Consider the following 18,733-nt stretch of genomic DNA (forward strand, 5'->3'; position numbering starts at 1 on the left):
TATTGTTGATCCTGGAGAACAGAAATGATAATCGATCCTTCCGTTGCAAACAACATAAGCAAATTGGAGCAGCTGTATGCGGATAACAACTACTTTTGCTTCCAGAACTTCGAATCGAAACAAGGAAAACCACTGGCTGCGGTTGCCTATTTAAGTGTGATTATCAATCAGCAAACCTTGAACAAACAATTCGTAAGGAAGATCAACGAAGATATTCACGGTCATGAGAATCCTACGGCTGAGACGATTCTCGAATCCATTCGTTCGTTAGGTATCGTCACCGAAATCCCCTTATTGGACAAGGTTACTGGGATGATCGCTGATGCCGGAATCGTCATTTTCGTCGAAGGCTTAACGGTGTGTTATGGGATCGGGATCCCCGGATATGAGACGCGCGCAGTCGATCAACCAACATCGGAAATCAACGTGCGCGGCCCTCGTGAAGGATTCACAGAGGACTTGAAAGTGAATATGGGATTGGTTTATCGCAGGATGAAATCCACCAAATTGAAATCCAAAATCGTTGTTCTGGGACGTGAAAGCCAGACGAATGTGATGATCGTATATCTCGAAGATCAAGTAGAAGCTTCCGTTCTGCGCGAGGTTGAAGAGAGAATAGACTCGGTCAAGCTGAATATCGTCGTAGACAGCGCTCAAATCGAAGAATGGATTCAAGACAGCCCTTATTCGCCGTTTCCTCAGATCATGAATACGGAGAGACCTGACCGTGTAGTTAACGCTTTAAATCTGGGGAAAGTGGTTATTTTCACGGACGGAAGCCCGAATGCGCTTATTGCACCCTCCACCTTTACGGATTTCTTGCACCCCAGCGAGGATCTCTACGAGAAGTTTTATTTTGCCAATTTCCTACGTCTATTACGTATGCTCACATTGCTTATTTCACTCTGCGGACCTTCCTTATACATCGCGTTAACGACATTCCATTTGGAGATGATTCCGACTCCGTTAATGCTCACGTTCCTGTCGACCAAATCAGGAATTCCGTTCCCGACTTTTCTGGAGGCTCTTATCATGGAGGTAGCTTTCGAGATTCTAAGGGAAGCAAGCATTAGACTGCCTCGAACGGTTGGTCAATCTGTAAGCATCGTCGGCGCGCTTATTATTGGCGAAGCTGCTGTTCAATCAGGCATTATCTCGAGACCGATGGTCATTGTCGTCGCGATGACAGGCATTGCCTCCTTTACGATTCCGGCATTTAACACTGCGATTACGCTCCGTTTGCTGCGATTTCCACTAATCTTCATATCTGCATGGACTGGCGTTCTCGGCTTGGCTCTTGGCTTGTTTGCGATTGTCCTGCATTTATGTTCGTTGCGGTCATTCGGGAAGCTGTATTTGCCTACGTTTAATTCGTATCGCTTGAAGGACGTAACCGAGCATTATCTGCTTCTCCCCATTAAGCACCGAAGACAGTCCAAGAATGACACCTCCTATGCATCCATGGAAGGGCAGGTTAGGGAACATGAGGATCATTAAACTGCTCTTATTGGGGTTCATTCCCTTGTCACTTCTTGCGGGGTGCTCACCTGATGTTAGAGAAATTAACAGTATCGCACTTGTTACGATTACAGGGGTTGATTACGATGAGCAATCCAAGAAATTCATCATTACGTTGTATTGCAATTACACCCCCTCGGCCAGTAAGGATATGCCGGATAAGACGTTAGAGTGGATCGCAAGTTCATCCGGTGAATCGATTCTTGATGCTGCGCGGAATATAAGAAGCCGTGCAGGCAAACAATTGATCTGGCAGCATGACAAATTTTTCATCGTGGGGGAAAGTGCAGCCCGGCATAAGTTCTATGAAATTATCGATTATTTTAATCGATCCCGCGAAATCCGGATGTCCGGTTATTTGGCGATCAGCAAAGGAAAAGCATCGGATATTCTTCATTTGAAGTCGGAAACCGGGGATTTGATCACCAATGAAATCGAAGGCAAGGTGAAGAACGAACATCTATGGGGCAAGAGCATCAACATCGAACTTAAGGACATCGTCAATTATTACACAGATCCGTATCGTGGCTTTGTTCTTGGGAAATTGTTTATTTCGAAGCCGATAAACAGTGATCGTGAGGTCATGATATTGAGCGGCGGTTCTGTCATCAATAAGGGTAAACTCGTTGGTTGGATGAATGCCGATGATGTGCTGAGCATTCATATGCTCATGGCGAAGAAGAAATGGAGATACCTTGAATTTGTTCAATCTGTTCCGTATAAATCCAAGAAGGTATCGCTGATGATGAAGATCGTAAAAAGTAAAATACATTACCAAGCCATCAATGGAATGCCGGCAATCACGATCGACGTGAAATTAAGAGGTACTTTAATTGATACCAGCGGACCTATTCAATTAACGGCTAACAATGCGCTGGAACAGCTGGAGCGTTCCGCAGAGGCGACAATAAAGAAGCAGCTCACTGTAAGTTTAACTCACTTCCAGCGTGATATGCAGGTTGATGTTCTTGGCATATCCGATTACCTAAGGCAATATCACCCGAATGTATGGAAGAGAACGAAACCGAATTGGACAGAGGTGTATCCCACTTTACCGGTAACGGTTAATGTCACCGCCAGTATTCCGAATCTCGGAATGAGCCAAGTCTTAGGAGGACCATGAAATGCTAATCTTTACGATCCTAGTGCTTTTCCTCGTTTACGTAATTACGGCGTACGTCAAGCTTAGGAAACAAGGGAATAGAAAAGAAGCCATCGTGCTGTTGCTCTTTAGTCTGTTTATTACCTGTTACTTCATTCCGGTAATCGAGGATTGGATGCCAACCTCTGAATCCCTGAATATGTATTTATACAAGCCTATTTCTGTGTATGTGAGAAATGCGTTGAATATACAGTTGGGGGTCGATTGAACGTGAAACAGGAGAAAATATCGAGTTTCCAGCTGGGCTGCCTTTGTTTTGCGTTTATGTCGGGATTCTCGACTTTATATTTGCTCGAAGCCAAATGTCTTACTCAGGATGTATGGATCTCGAATATGTTAGCAACGATTGCAGTTATCCTTACGTTAGTCATGACTTCCTATATTCAGAAACAATTTCCTAAGCTCAACATGAGCGATATTATCATCATCCTATTAGGGAAGTGGATAGGGAAGCTGATTCTGACGATTTTCATGGTGGACTTGATTGGGCTTGGTGTGTTGTCGGTTCGATCCATAGCGCTGTTTTATACAAGTGCAATCCTGCCCAATACCTCACCGAATTTAATTATGCTCATTGTGATAACCGTGACGATATATGCCGTTTCTCTCGGTATTGGAACGATCGTTCGGAGCGTTCTTGTCATTCTTCCGTTCTTTATTGTCTCCATGGTGGTGATCTGCATATTTATTTATCGGGATGTGGAATACAATCCTTTTCTTCCTCAATTTCAACATCCTCTACCTATGTATGTCTACGGCACGATGGTCTCCTTCGGATTTCCTTTTGGAAAATCAGGCGTGATGGCCTTTCTGTATTCGGATGTGAATAATCCTAGGAAAGTATTGTTAAGCTGCAGCGTAGGTGTCTCCTTCTCTTGCCTATATCTATTGACTGCGACGTATATTGCATTCGGCTGTTTAGGCGTAAATATGTTCCAGACGGCATCATTCCCCTTCTTCTCGGCAATTCAGTTGGTTAAATTCGGCGAGTACTTAGAACGGATCGAGATTCTGATTATCGGGATTTGGACGATCTTTACGTTATTTGAGATCATCATTGTTCAGTATGTGTTTGTGAACATATTAGGCAAAGTTGTCGGGCTCAAGAATACGAAGGCATTCATTGTGCCGGTGGGAACCTTATTGTTCGCTATTGCGATAAAAAGCTTTCTATTGCCAACCGATTTAATTGCATATGATATCAATATACTGCCATTCACTATTATTCTACCGGTTGTGTTCGTTCCCATTGTGCTCCTGTTATTAACGTGGTTGAAGATGCGAAGGTCAGGGATACGTCCTGAATAATCGTTAACAAATTCGATGCTTGCGAATAAAAAACAGCGGATTGCAAGTGTGCTTGCAGCTCCGCTGTTTTTTGTTTGCCTTCGTACCTTAACCCGTCGAAGGGCTGTTCGGTACATTTCCCTTCTGATTGCGGTTACGATCCGTAGAACCGGCTACATTATTCTCGGCTTGACGGGAATCCGCCTGCAAGGCGTTCATTTTGTCTTGCAGTGTTTTGTTCTTATTTCTGGACAATGCTCATCCTCCTCGACGATATGTAGTTGCCTTGAGGGAGGCGCTCATAGGTTGCCCAAACCGCGTGTCAGCGATTCTTCATCCAAATGGCTATCACTTATGTCCTGATCGCAACAGTTATTGTCCAGATCGACCATGATTCCATGCTTTAGGTTGATTATGATGAGGGAAGTAATCGTTTTCATGGTCAGTAAACAAGTGAAGGAGAGAATGAACCCAATGATTGGAGTTGGAATCCTCGGATTTGCCCACGGACATGTCAATGCTTATTGTGACGAATGGAGAACGGCTGATTACGGCGTGAAGGTGCTTGCCGCCTGGGATCATGATGCACAGCGATTGGAGACGGCCTGCAAGACGTATGACCTTCAAGGGTATGCGGATGCGGTCAATGTAGTCGAACGAAGCGATATTCAGGCGGTAGTGATTGCTTCCGAAACATCGCGACATGCTGAATTGGCAGAGCTCGCAGCCAGCTACGGCAAGGCGATTATCTTGCAGAAGCCGATGGCGCTCACAATGGCGGAAGCAGATCGAATTGTAGAAGCCGTGCAGAAGCATCAAGTACCATTCACGCTCGCTTGGCAGATGAGAACGGACCCCCAGAACATCCAGATGAAGCAGTGGATCGAGAGCGGAGAGCTCGGTCAAATCTTTATGGTTAGGCGCAGACATGGACTACCGGTAGGCTTGAATGCTGATTTTGCCAACAGCTGGCATGTCGATCCGGCAGCGAACCGCGATATTTGGGCGGACGATTCCGCGCATCCGACTGATTTTATTCACTGGCTGCTTGGGGCGCCGGAAAGTGTCACGGCCGAGATCAGTTCCATGTATAACCCGCGCATCCCGATGGATAACGGAATTGCCGTGTATCGTTATGCTGACGGTCCCATGGCTGAGGTAAGCTGTTCCTTCACATGTACTTCAGGTCAGAATACGACTGAAATTATCGGCGAGCTTGGCACGATTGTTCAGAACTACGGGGACGCCACAAGCTGCAATGTGCCTCGTCCTGACGATGGCGCAGGGCTCATGAAATATACGACAGCAACAGGTGCTTGGACCCCTAGCGACATCGCAACACCGGCGAATCATGGCGTCCGTATCCGCGGACTTGCGAAGCCGCTGGCTGAATTCCTTCGCGGTGAGCGTGAGCCGATTGCTACCGCTGAGGAAGGACGCACATCGCTAAGAATGGTTCTTGCTTCGTACGTTTCCAGCGGCGAAGGACGGCGTGTATTGCTCAGTGATCCGAAGATCGAGAACGTTTAATAGACAATCCAATTACTATAAAACCATTTCAGGAGGACTCAATCATGGCAGTGAAAATCGGAATCGTAGGTATGAACGGAATCGGCAATTTACATGCAGTGTGTCACAAAGAAGATGAGCTCGCTGATCTCGTTGCTGTCTGCGATATCGTCAAGGAACGTGCGGACGCCGCAGCGGAGAAGTATGGCGTGAAAGCTTACTACAGCTTGAAAGACATGATTGAGAACGAGCCGGACATCGAAGTCATCGACGTCACGACGGGTGGAATCGACAACGGAAGCTGGCATTTCGAGCCTGCGATGGAGGCCATCAGCTACGGGAAGCATGTCCTGGTCGAGAAGCCGCTTTGCCATGATATTCGCGAAGCGCGCGAGCTGGTTGCTTATGCAGAGAAACAGAAGGTCTACCTCGGCTGTAACCTGAACCATTATTTCACCGAACCGGCTGCCAAAGGCAAGCAATACATCGAGAATGGCGAAATCGGCGAGCTGGTGTACTGCTTGGCGAAGATGGGCTTTAACGGCGGAGAAGCCAATTATGGTCCAGCCGGATCGGGCAAAGTGAAAGGTCATCCTTATTTCCACATGAAGGCGTTTCTTACGCACCCACTTAGTGTAATGAGACATTTCTGTGGTGATATCACACATATTCAGACGTTCTCGGATCGTCCTGGCTTCCGCAGAAGCGCAGGCGATGTGATGGCATCGATCAACAGCATCCATCTGAAATTCGCCAATGGCGGCGTTGGTTACTTGCTTAGCCAGCGCGGCGATGCAGTCTACGGTCTTGGCGGCTGGTGGAGTCTGGAGATGGCCGGAACGAAAGGGACTTTCTGCATCGAGAACTGCGTGGAGAAAATCTCGTACTGGAAAGCAGAGAAGGGCATTCCTGCAATCAGCGTACAGCCTGAGCCTGAAGTGACGGACTATGGCACCAACGACTTTAATACGACGTTTAATCACAGGCTGCACGCATTCTTGGAGGATGTATCGAATAAGGTTCCGTTCGAGGAGCTGCGTGCCAATGGCCGCGATGCGCTTGCTGTATTGGAATATACTTTCGCGGTTATCGAGTCGTTCGAGCGTGGCGGAGAAATGGTTAGACCGAATCCGCTGCCGCCGCTTCATGGCGATCCGTTGTTCTTGAAATAGAAACTAACATTAATCAGAAACTTGAGGAGGATATAACAAATGATTCAAATTGGCGTGAACTCGGTATTATTCAAATCCTATGATTTCGCTCAAGCAGCTAAATTAATTGCACAATGCGGGTATGACGGCGTGGAAATTTCGGCGATTCAAGGCATGTGCGAGCATCTGGACCTCAGCCGCTGGCAGGAGCAGAAGGATGAGCTGCAGGCGATTGTCCAAGAGAACGGCTTGAAGTTTCTCTCGATGGAAGTCGCATCGCTGAACGAAGAACGTCTGTTGCTTGCGTTCGAAGCGGCACAAGCCATCGGAATTCCGATTATTAATGTCGGCCCTGGCGGCAAATCCGGCGTGGATGAGGACTTGGCGGCATCGATCGCAACGCTGAGCCGCTTGTCAGAGATTGCTGGCACCTACGGCGTTACACTTTGCGTGAAGGCACATGTCGGCAGCTCCATCTACAACACGCCGACTACACTCGCGGCAATGGAGCAAATCGCATCGTCATCCTTCGGTATCGATATGGACCCAAGCCATATTCATCGCTCCGGCGAGAACGCAGAAGAAGCGCTGCCTGCCGTGATCAGCCGCGTGAAGCATATCCATATCCGCGACTGCAAAGGCCGCGAGCAAGGCCCGGGTTCCATCGAGCTGCAAGCGTGCGGCCGTGGGGAGATCGATCTGTTCGGCTATTGCGAAGCACTTGTAGCGGGAGCTTATGATGGTCCGGTTGTGCTTGAAGTTATCGGCGCGCAGCCAACGCATACGATTGAGCAAGTGACCGCTGTTGCGGCGGAGTCTTATGGTTATCTGAATGCGATCTTCAAGAAATTAGACGCTCGTTAATCATTTCATTCCTCGTCGGATCAAACAATTACGCTTAGGAGGCTACTGCCATGTCCGCAAAAAAACCTAATATTCTATTCTTCGGCATCGACAGCTTGCGCCGCGACCATATGAGCGGCTATGGTTATTCGCGTCTAACGACGCCATATATTGATAAACTTGCTTCACAAGGTGTAACGTTCGAGCAGCATTTTAGCCCGAGCATTCCGACTACGCCTGCCTATGCTTCCATGCTTACGGGAATGGACGTGTTCGGCACAGACGTTGTCGCGCTCCGACATGAAGGCCCGCTTGGCGGACATGTGGACACGCTCGCAGAAGTGCTGGAGGCGAATGGGTACAACACGACTTGTATCGGATTTACGGGCAATCCATCGGCACGCGGCTTCCAGAACTACCTGAACTACGAGTCTTGGCTTCCGAATGAAGAGAGCGGTCGCGCTCCGAAAGCGGAGAACCTGAACGATGTTGCGATTCCGGAACTGGAACGCCTCGCGGCAGAGGATAAACCGTTCTTCCTGTTCCTGCGTCATATGGATCCCCATTCGCCGTATTTGCCTCCGCAGCCGTTCGAGCGGATGTTCTATGGCAAAGACGAGAAGGATCCGTCGAATACGTCGATGGAGCCGGTATATGATTTCAAGCCGTTCGGCGATTATTTGAAATCGTGGATCGGGGAAGACGTAACCGACCATGAGTATGTAACCGCTCAGTACGATGGTTCTATTGCGTATATGGACATTGCGATCCAAACGTTATTCACGAAACTTGCCGATATGGGTATTGAGGAAGATACGCTAATCGTCATTACGTCCGATCATGGCGAAACGCTGTATGAGCATGATTGTTATTTTGACCATCACGGTCTCTATGACTGTACGCTCGTCGTACCGCTTATTATCAAGTTCCCTGGACGGGTGCCAGCCGGCAAGCGAGTATCGAGCGTCAGCGTCATTTCAGACATTATGCCAACGGTTCTGGACCTGCTTCAAATCGACTCCGGCACCTCCTATGACGGGCGCAGCCTAAATGCCTTCATCAAAGGCGAAGCCGATAGCAGCCTGGAGAAAAGCGAGCTCTATATTACGGAGTGCACCTGGATGCGCAAACACGGCTGGCGCACGCCGGAGTGGAAGCTGATCTGCTCGCTGGAACCCGATTTCCATCATAAACCGGAGATCGAACTGTACAATCTGATTCGCGATCCGCAAGAGAATGTGAACGTAGCCGATCAAGAGCCGGAAGTCGTAGCTTTCCTTCAGCAGCGGATGAACGAATACATCGCTAAGCGCGAAGAAGAAGTAAACCGGACTAATCCGATCTACACGAACACCAACTGGCATGGTCAGAACAAAATTTTCACCTCCTCGCAGGAAGCGTATGACTCGCTTTATATCGGGTCGATCAACAATGCACGCAAGCTGCAGCAGAAGGAGAAGGAACAAGAAGAAGCCAAAGAGACGGTAGAGAGCAATGATTAAGGTAGCTGTCGTAGGCGTTAACCATATTGGCAAAATCCACTGTCATGCTTACAAGCAACACAAGGATACAGAGCTGACAGCGGTATGCGATCTCATGCAAGAACGTGCAGAAGCAGCGGGTAAGCTGCATGGCGTTCCGTTCTATACGGATTTGCGTGAGCTTCTTCTGAAGGAAGACGTCGATGTTGTCGTTGTGGCAACAGCCGGCGTCGAGAAGGGCAGCCATCACTTTGCTCCGACGATGATTGCGATCGAGGCCGGCAAGAGTGTTTTCGTCGAGAAGCCGATTTCGAACAACATCGAAGAGGCTCGTGCGATGGTGGCAGCAGCAAGAGAGCAAGGCGTTCGGCTTGCTTGCAACCTGAATCATCGGTTCACGCCTGCCGCCTATAAAGCCAAGGAGCTTGTCACTTCCGGCAAGCTCGGCTCCTTGCTTTTCCTGAATATGCGCCTTACGATCCGCAATCCGCAGGAGGATACGGAATGGCTGCATATGCGTGCGCTGCATCCGCATTCCATCGATGTTATGCGTTATTTTGCTGGGGATATCAAGCGGGTGCAATCCTTTATGACCAAAGCTCCCAACCGCGATTCGTGGTCAACCGTATCGATCAATATGGAATTCGAATCCGGTGCGGTAGGCCATTTGACCGGCAGCTACGATATGTCGATGCGGCACCCGATCGAATATTGCGAAGTAGCAGGGAATGAAGGCCGGATTGTCGTAGATAACGTATATGAAAGTATGACGTATTATCCGCATGAATCCGATGAGCTGACGGTCGTTCGAAACCCACTGTTCGGAGGAATGAAAGGCTTCGACGATACGTTTGAACAACGCATCAATTGTTATATTGAAGAATTGAAATCAGGCGTTACGCCTGAACAGATAACGGCATCAGGAGCAGACGCGCTTGCAGCCCAAGAAGTCATTGAAGCGGCCATTAAGTCGCATCAGCTTGGAGGAGCTCCGGTTACAGTCCTTACTTAAAGGATGCTGCAGGAGATACGGAGGGAAACACGCATGAAGAACGACGGTTATGGCTCGGTACTTTGGTTTACCGGACTATCCGGAGCAGGCAAAACAACGACAGCCAAAGCCGTAGAGAAGAAGCTCCTAGAGCGCGGAAGACGCGTAGAGCTGCTGGATGGCGATGAGCTGCGAGCTACAATATGCAAAGGGCTGGGCTTTAGTATGGAGGATCGGTTCGAGAACATTCGAAGAATCTCCTACATCGCCAATTTGCTCTCCCGCAACGGGGTTGATGTGCTGGTCTCAGCCATCAGCCCTTACAAAGCAATGCGAGATTACGCGAAAGAGCAAATGCCATCGTTTGTGGAAATTTACGTGAAATGCCCGCTCCATGTGTGCGAAATGCGCGATGTGAAAGGGTTGTACGCGAAGGCGAGATCCGGGGAGATTACACGTTTCACCGGCGTATCCGATCCTTATGAGGAACCGGAGAATCCCGCTATTACGCTGTGCACCTCCACTTCGACGCCTGAGCAGAATGTGGATCAGGTTCTGGCCTGGATCGATTTGAATACGTCGACGTTATACAATGACAACCAGAAAGGACTAAGTGGGCTATGAAAATCATTCTAATCTCGCTGGATACGCTTCGGGCATCCCGTTTAAGCAGCTATGGCTATGCGAAGCGAACAAGTCCCCATTTGGATCAAATCGCGCGTGACGGCGTACTCTTCGAACAGGCTTACGCAGCCGATATTCCGACAGAGGTAGCCCATACGGGCGTCTTTACCGGCAAAATCGGTCTCACTACCGGCGCCGTCTCCCATGGCTCTGAATTGACGCAGCTCCCGAAATCGGTCGAGTGGCTGCCAAATTTGCTGCGCTCAGCCGGGTTTACCACGGCGGCTGTCGATAATATGTATCAGTTGAAGGAATGGTTCGCCCGCGGCTATAACTACTACATCAACAGCGTAGGCGGCAACCGCTGGATCGATGGCAGCACAGTGAACAAGCTGGCTCTGCCTTGGATCGATCAGCATAAGGATGAATCTTTCTTCTTGTTTCTGCATTATTGGGATGCGCATACGCCGTACTTGCCGCCTGAGTCATACATTCCGGAGTTCTATGATTCGGCGAAGGATCCGTTTGATCCACGAAATAAAAGCATGGAGCCCGCTTATAATCACTCGGCCTATCCGTTCTTCAAACACCATCATTATGATCTTGTCGGCCAAGTGACGGACACCGATTATTATGATGCGCTCTATGACGCGGAAATCCGCTACTTGGACGATCGCTTGAAGGAACTGGACGATCATTTGGCGAAGCTAGGTATTCAAGAAGATACGCTGCTCGTCTTATTCGGCGATCATGGCGAGAGTTTGACTGAGCACGACATTTATTGGGATCATTGCGGCTTATACGAGCCAACCGTTCATGTACCTATCATTATGAGATGGCCGGGGCGTATGTCGGAAGGAAGACGCGCGTCAGGACTTGTGCAGCAAGTTGACCTGCTTCCTACTTTGCTTGAAGCGATTCGCAAGGAAGCGCCGGATGGAATCGATTTATCCAAGCTGAAGGAACCGGCAGGACTTGACGGCAAGAGCTTATGGCCAACGATTGCCGGTCAATCAGAAGGGACACATGATACGGTCTACTTGAGCGAATGTGCGTGGCAAGCAGCAAGAGGAATTAGGACGGATCGTTACAAGTTTATCCGTACCTATGATGCCGGACCTTTCACTAGGCCGCCGCGCGAATTATATGATTTATCCGTTGATCCTGAGGAGAAAGTGAATCTGGCAGCTACGGAGTCCGCGCTTGCTGAAGCGTTCGAGCATGAGCTGGAAGAATGGGTTCGGCAGAAGCTGAACGGACGACCGGATCCGATGGTTGTGCAGCTTGAGGAGAAAGGCCTGCCTTTCCGCAGACGGATCGAACAGATCTTGGCGGGAGCGGGTATGACGTGGGATGAATGGAAGAGCAATCCGGATCGTACGAAGTTTGATGAAGCAGCCAGTAAACATTCACACAGTAAATAGCCAGACGCGCAAGTCAGAATGGTTGGTGAAGGAGGGCGTGTATGAAGGATATCTTAAGCAGCACCGGATTTATGAAAGTCGAATTTCCTTTCTGGATTACACGCACGGTTCAAGGCTCGATTCGCGAGCATGGGCATGAATTCGTTGAGCTTGTGTATGTCGTTCGGGGGAAAGGGATGCATGTCTTCGAAGGCACTCATTATGCCGTTCACGCAGGCGACGTGTTCATTATCAATCCCGGCGAAACCCATGCCTACGAAGTGGAGAGAGGCGAGCAGATGGAAATTATCAACTGTTTGTTTATGCCTTCCTTCATCCCGGATGCCCTGCTTGCCGAGCTGGAGATCACCGGATCCATGGATTATTTCTACGTGCATCCCTTCCTGAAGCAGGATGTCCGGTTCAATCACCGCCTGAATTTGCATGGGCAGGATGCCGCTCATGTACTGATGTTGCTCGAAAATATGCTGCGCGAGATGAATGGACGGTCAATCGGTCACACGACGCTAATTCGGCTCCAGCTTATTGAGCTGCTTGTCTTGCTGTCTCGCTATTATACGTTGATGCAGCAGCAACGCGCCCATCCTTCGCCGCGCCAGATGGAGCGTGAAATGACGGCGAAACGCATTTATGGTTATCTGGAACGCAATTATGAGAAGAAGATTACACTTCAATCTTTGTCCTACTTGTTTAGCTCCAGCATTAGACAGCTTAATCGGTTGATGCAGGAGGAATACAATCGGAGCGTATTCGAAGCACTCCATGAGGTGCGGATTGAACGGGCTAAACATCTGCTAATGGAATCCGATGAGAAGGTGATTGTCATCGCGACGATGGTCGGCTATGAAGATCAATCCTTCTTCAATCGATTGTTCCTTAGACATGTAGGCTGCTCACCGAGCCAATATCGTGTAAGCGGCTAAACCGAGAGGAGACAACAACCGTAATGGTACAGCGCCCTCCTAATATATTGTTAATAACAGCCGACCAATTGCGTTATGATTGTGTCGGCTACAGCCGCGTCTATCCCGTCCAAACGCCAAACCTGGATCGCCTTGCGGCGCAAAGCACCGTGTTTCACCATGCCTACTCGCACATTCCGGTATGCAGTCCTGCCAGGCAGTCGATGCTTCATGGCAGAAGGGCCGAAACGATCGGCGCTCTGTGGAATTATAATGCGTTTCTGCCGGTTGGCAGCTTGCAGCCGGAGCAGTATACTTGGAGCGCGGCTCTTGCGCAGAAGGGTTATCGATCAGCTTTTATGGGTAAATGGGGCGTTAATCCAAGCGAAGACCCTACAGCATTTGGGTATGACTCCTACGTGAGTGAAAACAATTACAGAGAGTTTCGGAAGAATCGCTACCCTGATCTAACCTACGCGAACGGCTATTTCGGAGAGACCAATCCGATTCCACTTGAGGATTCGGAGACGCATTGGTTCGCGGATCGAGCCATTGAAGCGATCGATCAACTGAACACCGGAGAAGAGCCTTGGCATGTGGCCGTTCATTTCGCTGAACCGCATCTGCCATGCCGCCCAGCTGGCAAGTTTGCTGACATGTATGATCCGGAATTGATACCGGAATGGCACGGATTTCGTGAAACGTTCGAGGGGAAACCCTATATCCAGCAGCAACAGCTGGTAAGCTGGGGAGTGGAGAACTATACGTGGGCCGATTGGGCGCCGGTAGTTGCCCGTTATTACGGGATCATCAGCCAGCTGGACGAGGCTATTGGCCGGATACTCGTTGCACTTGAGCAGAAGGGAGCTGCCGAGAATACCGTCGTTATTTTCACTGCTGATCATGGCGATATGTGCGGTTCACATCGGATGATGGATAAGCATTACATCCTCTACGATGATGTGGTGCGTGTACCGCTGATGATTTCTTGGCCGGGTCACTTGCAATTCGGTGCGGTAAGCGAAGATTTCGTCTATAACTTACTCGATTTGGGTCCGACCGTATTGGAGCTTGCCGGCGTTGCCGATGAACCGCCTATAAAGTTTCATGGTCAATCCCTCATACCTCTGTTGAATGACAGCGCACCAACGAAAGACTTCGATGAACGGGATGAAATAGTGGCTTCCTACAACGGTCAGCAATTTGGACTGTATACGCAGCGTATGATTCGAACTCGGGCTTGGAAATACGTTTGGAATTTAACCGATACGGATGAGCTCTATGATTTGCGGTCTGACCCTGCAGAATTGGCCAATGTAATTGGAGAAGCAGAGAACGCAGAAGTGGTGGCAGATTTGAGACAACGGTTATACGATCGTCTTGCAGCAGACGAAGACCCGGTCGTCACCAACGAATGGACACGCAGACAACTTCTAAATGGAGCGAAACTGCATAAATAAGAAAGACGCGAATTGGAGTGCGATCCGGGCTGTCGACAGTTTGGGCACTCCTTTTGTTCGTTTTTTGTATAGCTTTTCCAAAGCGTTCCTTTTATAATGAATTCACAAACTGTTGTTAGATTATCTGACATGGGAAAGTGGAGGGAAGACGAATGCATGAACTTTGGAAACAGCGTAAAACTTGGGCAGGCTACATAATCGTCGTCTTGGCTCTGCATGTCTTGGGTTTCATCGGGTTAATGGTGGCCGTTCGTGCGGATGCAGGCTTCTGGAGCCTCGGATTATTGGCGTATACGCTTGGTATGCGTCACGCGTTCGACGTGGATCATATTGCGGCTATCGATAACACGGTGCGAAAGCTGGTTCAACAGAAACGTAATCCGCTGGGGGTAGGTTTTTATTTCTCGTTAGGTCATTCGTCGGTTGTCTTCTTAATGGTTCTTGCGATCGCCTTATCGGTCAAGTGGATTCAGAATGAAATGCCATTCTTGCAGCATACAGGGAAGCTGATCGGCACATCGGTTTCGGGAATTTTCTTGCTTCTGATCGGTATTATCAATTTACTCATCCTCATTAACTTGTTTCAGCTGTTTCGTCGTATGCGCAGCGGCAATCACAATCAGAATGAACTGGAAAAGCTCTTGGAAGCACGTGGGTTATTCTCCAGGCTGTTCAAACCGTTGTTCCGTCTGATTAACCGCAGCTGGCATGTGTATCCGCTTGGATTTCTGTTCGGACTTGGCTTCGACACCGCAACAGAGGTAGGGTTGATGGCGATTTCGGCAGGTGCTGCGCAGAGCTCCGTGTCGATCTTAGGCATTCTTGCTCTACCGCTGCTGTTCGCTTCCGGCATGAGTCTCCTGGATACGGCGGATGGCATGTTTATGACCAAAGCGTATCGCTGGGCATTCCATACCCCGCTTCGCAAAATGTTCTATAACGTAACCGTCACAAGTGTATCTGTCATATCCGCGCTGTTGATCGGCATGGTGGAGCTGCTGCAGATTTTGACGGAGAGAATGAACCTGCAGGCTCCGTTTCTGCAATGGGTGAGCAGCCTTGATTTAGGAGATCTCGGTTATTTCTTGGTTGCCCTATTCGTCATAGCCTGGCTCGTGTCCGTGGTAGTCTGGAAGACGATGAAGCTGGAAGAACGTTACTAGTCGCACCGCTCTCGCATAGGTACTGGCAACGCAGTGGTCTGAATTGCTATAATGATCGCAGGTAGGTGATCACGATGGCTAAGAAAGACAAGTTTAGACCCGCTTCTCATTCGCAGCAGCAGCAAAGGCAATCCACAGAGGATAAGCCTGCGACACTGAAGGATCTATTGCGACCGGAAGTGCTGGATAAGCTCAAAGGCGCTGCTCAGGAAATGAAGGATGCGGAAGAGAAGCGTAAGGCAGATCTTCGCAAGCAGGAGGAAGAAGCACGCGCGGCCGAGAAGAAACGGCAAGAGAATGACTTCGAGTATCTGCTGAATAACAGCAAGATGGACTGGCGGAATAACAAAAGCTAAGCATTATGAAAGCTCCTGTCTAGCAAGTAGACGGGAGCTTTTTATGTCCGATGGAATTATTTGGATCACACTACCACCTGTCCAATCTTTCTCCTTCTATTTTACATATGAATAGATAAAGGAGGTGATGTATTATGGCTGCTATTTTGCTAGATTCGAAAACATCACAGAATGCGAGTTATGCTAACTCCATTGCGATTCCAATCTTGGTTATTAACACGCCGAACCTTATTGCTCAGCAAACACTCGATTTATCCGCAGGTGTAGCTGGACAAACACGGGTCGAATTTACAGGCGTTGCAGCGGTTCAATTGCCGCTTATTCCGCTTCTGACGACGGTTACGGTCTTTGTTACAAGAGGTCTGACAGCAGGAGATGTCAACGTGTTCTCCGCTGCGTTAAACCTTTCACTCAGCGTCCTCGGACCACAGTTGGTCTCGTTCTCCGGCTCTGATTTCAACGCGCCTAATATTGCGAACCAGGCTTACTCTGTGTGGATCCAGACGTCTGCAATTGGTACAATTCGTGTTGGACCAGAGAGCTTCAACTTCACCGCTTTCACGAACTAAACTAATTTTTATGGAAATAGAGAGGTGCAAGCGCGACATCGCCATGCTATAATGGGGTATCTTGAAAGTTGTAGGAGGTATCCAATTAGACATCATGTGGACCTAATTTTCTGTCGATCATGATTTTCGAAAATGACGATAAGAGATGAGCTCAGCCTGTGCGCGGAGCGGAATAGGTTACGTGTGTCTATAGGAGACGACTCCTTCTGCCTGGATTGATGCCAATTGTTGGCCTCTATTTAAGGTGTGTTCACGCTATCTCTATATCCGCATATCCTTAGCCGCAGGCGTGCCTTGCGGTTTTTTTGTTGTCTTCGACAATCATCGCCCATGTCAGTTGTTCAACTAAACTAAAAGTGGTGATTGGTATGACATTATTAACATTACGCGGAATTAAGAAGAGCTTCGGAGACACGAATGTGCTCGTGAAAGTAGACGCCGATCTGGCAAACCGAGAACGAGTCGGCTTGGTCGGGATGAATGGCGCAGGTAAAACAACATTGGCCAATATGATATTCGGCAGCATACAGCCTGATGAAGGCAAGCTAACGTTTCATAAGGATCAGCTGCGTATCGGGTATTTGCTGCAATCGACCTCCTATACGGTCAGTACGTTCAGCCAGATGATGGACCCCGCAGTTGAGTCGCGTGAAACCGAGCAATTCCTGCAAACGGCAAGTCACTTGGGCTTGCAGAAGGTGAAGGAATGGGACGGTGAGCGTCTTGCCGGACTAAGCGGAGGCGAGAAGACGAAGCTTGCCATCGCCCATATCTGGGCTTCCAAGCCGGATATCCTGCTGCTCGATGAACCGACGAATCACTTGGATTTTGACGGCGTCGATTGGCTTGTTCAGGAGCTGAGACGGTATAGCGGTACAACGATTGTCATCTCGCATGACCGGTATTTCCTCGATCAGACCGTTGACCGGATTATAGAGCTGCAAGATGGCGTTTCTACATCCTTTCCCGGCAACTATACGTTCTATCGGGAGGAGAAAGCGCGCCGTTTCCAAAGCCAGCTGCATCATTTTGAAGAGCAGCAGAAATACGAACAGAAGATTGAAGCGGAAATCACGCGGCTGAAGAACTGGTCGGACAAAGCACACCGAGAAGCCGGCAAGGTCGGGAAAATGGCTGAAATGCGCACTGGTGTGAAAGAGTTTTATCGCAGCAAGGCCAAAGCTATGGATAAGCAGATCAAGTCACGGTTACACCGACTGGAGAAGATCGATCTGGAAGGTGTGAAGAAGCCGGTAGAGGAAGCCAAGGTATCATTCGGCTGGGATCAGCCGGAGAAACGCGGTCGCCGCATCGTGGAAGCGCAGCGAATCGGCAAAGCATACGGCGGGAGATCGCTGTTTGCAGATAGCTCGTTCTATCTGCAGCGGGGAGAGAAAGTTGGTTTGCTTGGACCTAACGGCAGCGGGAAGACGACCCTCATTCAAATGCTGCTCGGTCAGAAACCGGTCGATGCCGGTCAGCTATGGATCAGTCCGACAGCCAAGGTCGCTTATTTAACGCAGGATGTGTCCGATCTGGATCAACGGCGAACGGTCCTCGAGCTGCTTCAAGACAGCCATGAAATTCGCAGTGATGTCGGGAAAGCGCGAACTTTGCTGGCTAATATGGGCTTTGATTCCTCCATGCTCCAGAAGCCGATTGCGCATTTAAGTCTTGGGGAACGAACGCGTATTAAGCTCTCGCAGCTCATGATGCGCGAGCAGGACCTGCTGATTCTGGATGAGCCGACGAATCATCTGGATTTGACTAGCCGTGAGCAGCTGGAAGAAACGTTAGCGGACTATCGCGGAACGCTGATTGTCGTCTCCCATGACCGGTATCTGATGGATAAGATTTGCACGAAGCTGCTCGTATTCCAAGATGGCGGGATCAAGCGAATCGAATCCGGCTACGAGGCGTTTCGTGAGAAGCCACACGCTTCGCAGGCTGCTGAATCAAGCGAGAATAGGGATGCACAGCAGGAGCTCGAGGAAGAGAAGATGGTTATCGCGAACCGGATCGCATTTCTATTAGGCGAATTCAGTTTGCTGAAGCCAACCGACAGCCGTTATACGGAGCTTGACGCTGAGTATAAGCAGCTCCTAGCCCAGAGGAAACAGCTGAATACACGATAACACAATCCAAGAGTTATGTCGGTATGCTATTGCTGCCGCATAACTCTTTTTATGGTCAAACAGCCATCGTACAAGTGCTTCAATTGCATGAAAATGAGAAACGGCTTTACGATTTCTGAATATAATAATGTAACGTTTGCAGCAGTGAATGACAACGT

17 protein-coding genes are annotated in these 18,733 nt (G+C 49.1%); 16 read left to right on the plus strand and 1 reads right to left on the minus strand.

What is annotated here, in order from left to right; all coding sequences use genetic code 11:
- The first annotated feature begins 24 nt into the window (after positions 1–24).
- The 3 genes from AC0YNS_RS05155 (at position 25) to AC0YNS_RS05165 (ending at position 3,988) form a co-directional block, all read left to right on the plus strand.
- Positions 25–1,497, plus strand: a complete 1,473-nt coding sequence (locus tag AC0YNS_RS05155) for a spore germination protein (RefSeq protein WP_475779937.1) — start codon at positions 25–27, stop codon at positions 1,495–1,497.
- The gene (locus AC0YNS_RS05160; protein ID WP_475779938.1) at positions 1,484–2,641 is read left to right on the plus strand and encodes a Ger(x)C family spore germination protein; all 1,158 of its coding nucleotides are present in this window, start codon (positions 1,484–1,486) and stop codon (positions 2,639–2,641) included. Before AC0YNS_RS05155 ends, AC0YNS_RS05160 begins: the two co-directional genes overlap by 14 nt.
- Before the next feature lie 249 nt (positions 2,642–2,890).
- On the plus strand, positions 2,891–3,988 hold the full coding sequence (locus AC0YNS_RS05165; RefSeq protein ID WP_475779939.1) for a GerAB/ArcD/ProY family transporter: 1,098 nt from the start codon (positions 2,891–2,893) through the stop codon (positions 3,986–3,988).
- Between the two features lie 87 nt (positions 3,989–4,075).
- On the opposite strand, the gene AC0YNS_RS05170 is transcribed toward AC0YNS_RS05165, so the two are convergent.
- On the minus strand, positions 4,076–4,222 hold the full coding sequence (locus AC0YNS_RS05170) for a hypothetical protein (RefSeq protein WP_177186438.1): 147 nt from the start codon (positions 4,220–4,222) through the stop codon (positions 4,076–4,078).
- A gap of 219 nt (positions 4,223–4,441) precedes the next feature.
- Between AC0YNS_RS05170 and AC0YNS_RS05175 the strand changes: the two genes are divergently transcribed.
- The 13 genes from AC0YNS_RS05175 to abc-f all read left to right on the plus strand — a co-directional run bounded on the left by AC0YNS_RS05175 (position 4,442) and on the right by abc-f (position 18,575).
- Positions 4,442–5,497 (plus strand): Gfo/Idh/MocA family protein, encoded by a 1,056-nt coding sequence (locus AC0YNS_RS05175; protein ID WP_475779940.1) that lies wholly within the window; start codon positions 4,442–4,444, stop codon positions 5,495–5,497.
- A gap of 44 nt (positions 5,498–5,541) precedes the next feature.
- Positions 5,542–6,648, plus strand: a complete 1,107-nt coding sequence (locus tag AC0YNS_RS05180; RefSeq protein WP_475779941.1) for a Gfo/Idh/MocA family protein — start codon at positions 5,542–5,544, stop codon at positions 6,646–6,648.
- 39 nt (positions 6,649–6,687) lie between these two features.
- A complete protein-coding gene (locus AC0YNS_RS05185; RefSeq protein ID WP_475779942.1) occupies positions 6,688–7,491 on the plus strand; it encodes a sugar phosphate isomerase/epimerase family protein in 804 nt (267 codons plus the stop codon).
- 50 nt (positions 7,492–7,541) lie between these two features.
- Entirely contained in the window at positions 7,542–8,972 is a 1,431-nt protein-coding gene (locus tag AC0YNS_RS05190; protein ID WP_475779943.1) for a sulfatase family protein, read from the plus strand.
- Positions 8,965–9,963: a Gfo/Idh/MocA family protein gene (locus AC0YNS_RS05195; RefSeq protein WP_475779944.1), complete on the plus strand. Its 999-nt coding sequence runs from the start codon at positions 8,965–8,967 to the stop codon at positions 9,961–9,963. The genes AC0YNS_RS05190 and AC0YNS_RS05195 overlap by 8 nt, the downstream gene beginning before the upstream one ends.
- Before the next feature lie 3 nt (positions 9,964–9,966).
- Positions 9,967–10,566 carry an adenylyl-sulfate kinase gene (cysC, locus tag AC0YNS_RS05200; RefSeq protein WP_475779945.1) on the plus strand — a complete coding sequence of 200 codons (600 nt, stop codon included), beginning with the start codon at positions 9,967–9,969 and terminating at the stop codon, positions 10,564–10,566.
- The gene (locus AC0YNS_RS05205) at positions 10,563–11,990 is read left to right on the plus strand and encodes a sulfatase family protein (protein WP_475779946.1); all 1,428 of its coding nucleotides are present in this window, start codon (positions 10,563–10,565) and stop codon (positions 11,988–11,990) included. Before cysC ends, AC0YNS_RS05205 begins: the two co-directional genes overlap by 4 nt.
- A gap of 41 nt (positions 11,991–12,031) precedes the next feature.
- Complete coding sequence (locus AC0YNS_RS05210) at positions 12,032–12,913, plus strand: AraC family transcriptional regulator (protein ID WP_475779947.1); 882 nt, start codon at positions 12,032–12,034, stop codon at positions 12,911–12,913.
- 23 nt (positions 12,914–12,936) lie between these two features.
- Entirely contained in the window at positions 12,937–14,352 is a 1,416-nt protein-coding gene (locus AC0YNS_RS05215; RefSeq protein WP_475779948.1) for a sulfatase family protein, read from the plus strand.
- A 152-nt stretch (positions 14,353–14,504) separates the two neighbouring features.
- A complete protein-coding gene (locus tag AC0YNS_RS05220; RefSeq protein ID WP_475779949.1) occupies positions 14,505–15,515 on the plus strand; it encodes a HoxN/HupN/NixA family nickel/cobalt transporter in 1,011 nt (336 codons plus the stop codon).
- Between the two features lie 74 nt (positions 15,516–15,589).
- Positions 15,590–15,871 (plus strand): YqkE family protein, encoded by a 282-nt coding sequence (locus AC0YNS_RS05225; RefSeq protein WP_475779950.1) that lies wholly within the window; start codon positions 15,590–15,592, stop codon positions 15,869–15,871.
- Positions 15,872–16,005: 134 nt separating this feature from the next.
- On the plus strand, positions 16,006–16,440 hold the full coding sequence (locus AC0YNS_RS05230; protein ID WP_475779951.1) for a hypothetical protein: 435 nt from the start codon (positions 16,006–16,008) through the stop codon (positions 16,438–16,440).
- A gap of 368 nt (positions 16,441–16,808) precedes the next feature.
- Positions 16,809–18,575 carry a ribosomal protection-like ABC-F family protein gene (gene abc-f, locus AC0YNS_RS05235; protein ID WP_475779952.1) on the plus strand — a complete coding sequence of 589 codons (1,767 nt, stop codon included), beginning with the start codon at positions 16,809–16,811 and terminating at the stop codon, positions 18,573–18,575.
- The last annotated feature ends 158 nt before the right edge of the window (positions 18,576–18,733 follow it).

The organism is Paenibacillus sp. J22FR21, from assembly GCF_056269135.1.

Bases quoted from the DNA above. Each gene is read 5' to 3' on its own strand.
- AC0YNS_RS05155 (WP_475779937.1), top strand. From the start codon at position 25: ATGATAATCGATCCTTCCGTTGCAAACAACATAAGCAAATTGGAGCAG.
- AC0YNS_RS05160 (WP_475779938.1), top strand. From the start codon at position 1,484: ATGAGGATCATTAAACTGCTCTTATTGGGGTTCATTCCCTTGTCACTT.
- AC0YNS_RS05175 (WP_475779940.1), top strand. From the start codon at position 4,442: ATGATTGGAGTTGGAATCCTCGGATTTGCCCACGGACATGTCAATGCT.
- AC0YNS_RS05180 (WP_475779941.1), top strand. From the start codon at position 5,542: ATGGCAGTGAAAATCGGAATCGTAGGTATGAACGGAATCGGCAATTTA.
- AC0YNS_RS05185 (WP_475779942.1), top strand. From the start codon at position 6,688: ATGATTCAAATTGGCGTGAACTCGGTATTATTCAAATCCTATGATTTC.
- AC0YNS_RS05190 (WP_475779943.1), top strand. From the start codon at position 7,542: ATGTCCGCAAAAAAACCTAATATTCTATTCTTCGGCATCGACAGCTTG.
- AC0YNS_RS05195 (WP_475779944.1), top strand. From the start codon at position 8,965: ATGATTAAGGTAGCTGTCGTAGGCGTTAACCATATTGGCAAAATCCAC.
- cysC (WP_475779945.1), top strand. From the start codon at position 9,967: ATGCTGCAGGAGATACGGAGGGAAACACGCATGAAGAACGACGGTTAT.
- AC0YNS_RS05205 (WP_475779946.1), top strand. From the start codon at position 10,563: ATGAAAATCATTCTAATCTCGCTGGATACGCTTCGGGCATCCCGTTTA.
- AC0YNS_RS05210 (WP_475779947.1), top strand. From the start codon at position 12,032: ATGAAGGATATCTTAAGCAGCACCGGATTTATGAAAGTCGAATTTCCT.
- AC0YNS_RS05215 (WP_475779948.1), top strand. From the start codon at position 12,937: ATGGTACAGCGCCCTCCTAATATATTGTTAATAACAGCCGACCAATTG.
- AC0YNS_RS05220 (WP_475779949.1), top strand. From the start codon at position 14,505: ATGCATGAACTTTGGAAACAGCGTAAAACTTGGGCAGGCTACATAATC.
- AC0YNS_RS05225 (WP_475779950.1), top strand. From the start codon at position 15,590: ATGGCTAAGAAAGACAAGTTTAGACCCGCTTCTCATTCGCAGCAGCAG.
- AC0YNS_RS05230 (WP_475779951.1), top strand. From the start codon at position 16,006: ATGGCTGCTATTTTGCTAGATTCGAAAACATCACAGAATGCGAGTTAT.
- abc-f (WP_475779952.1), top strand. From the start codon at position 16,809: ATGACATTATTAACATTACGCGGAATTAAGAAGAGCTTCGGAGACACG.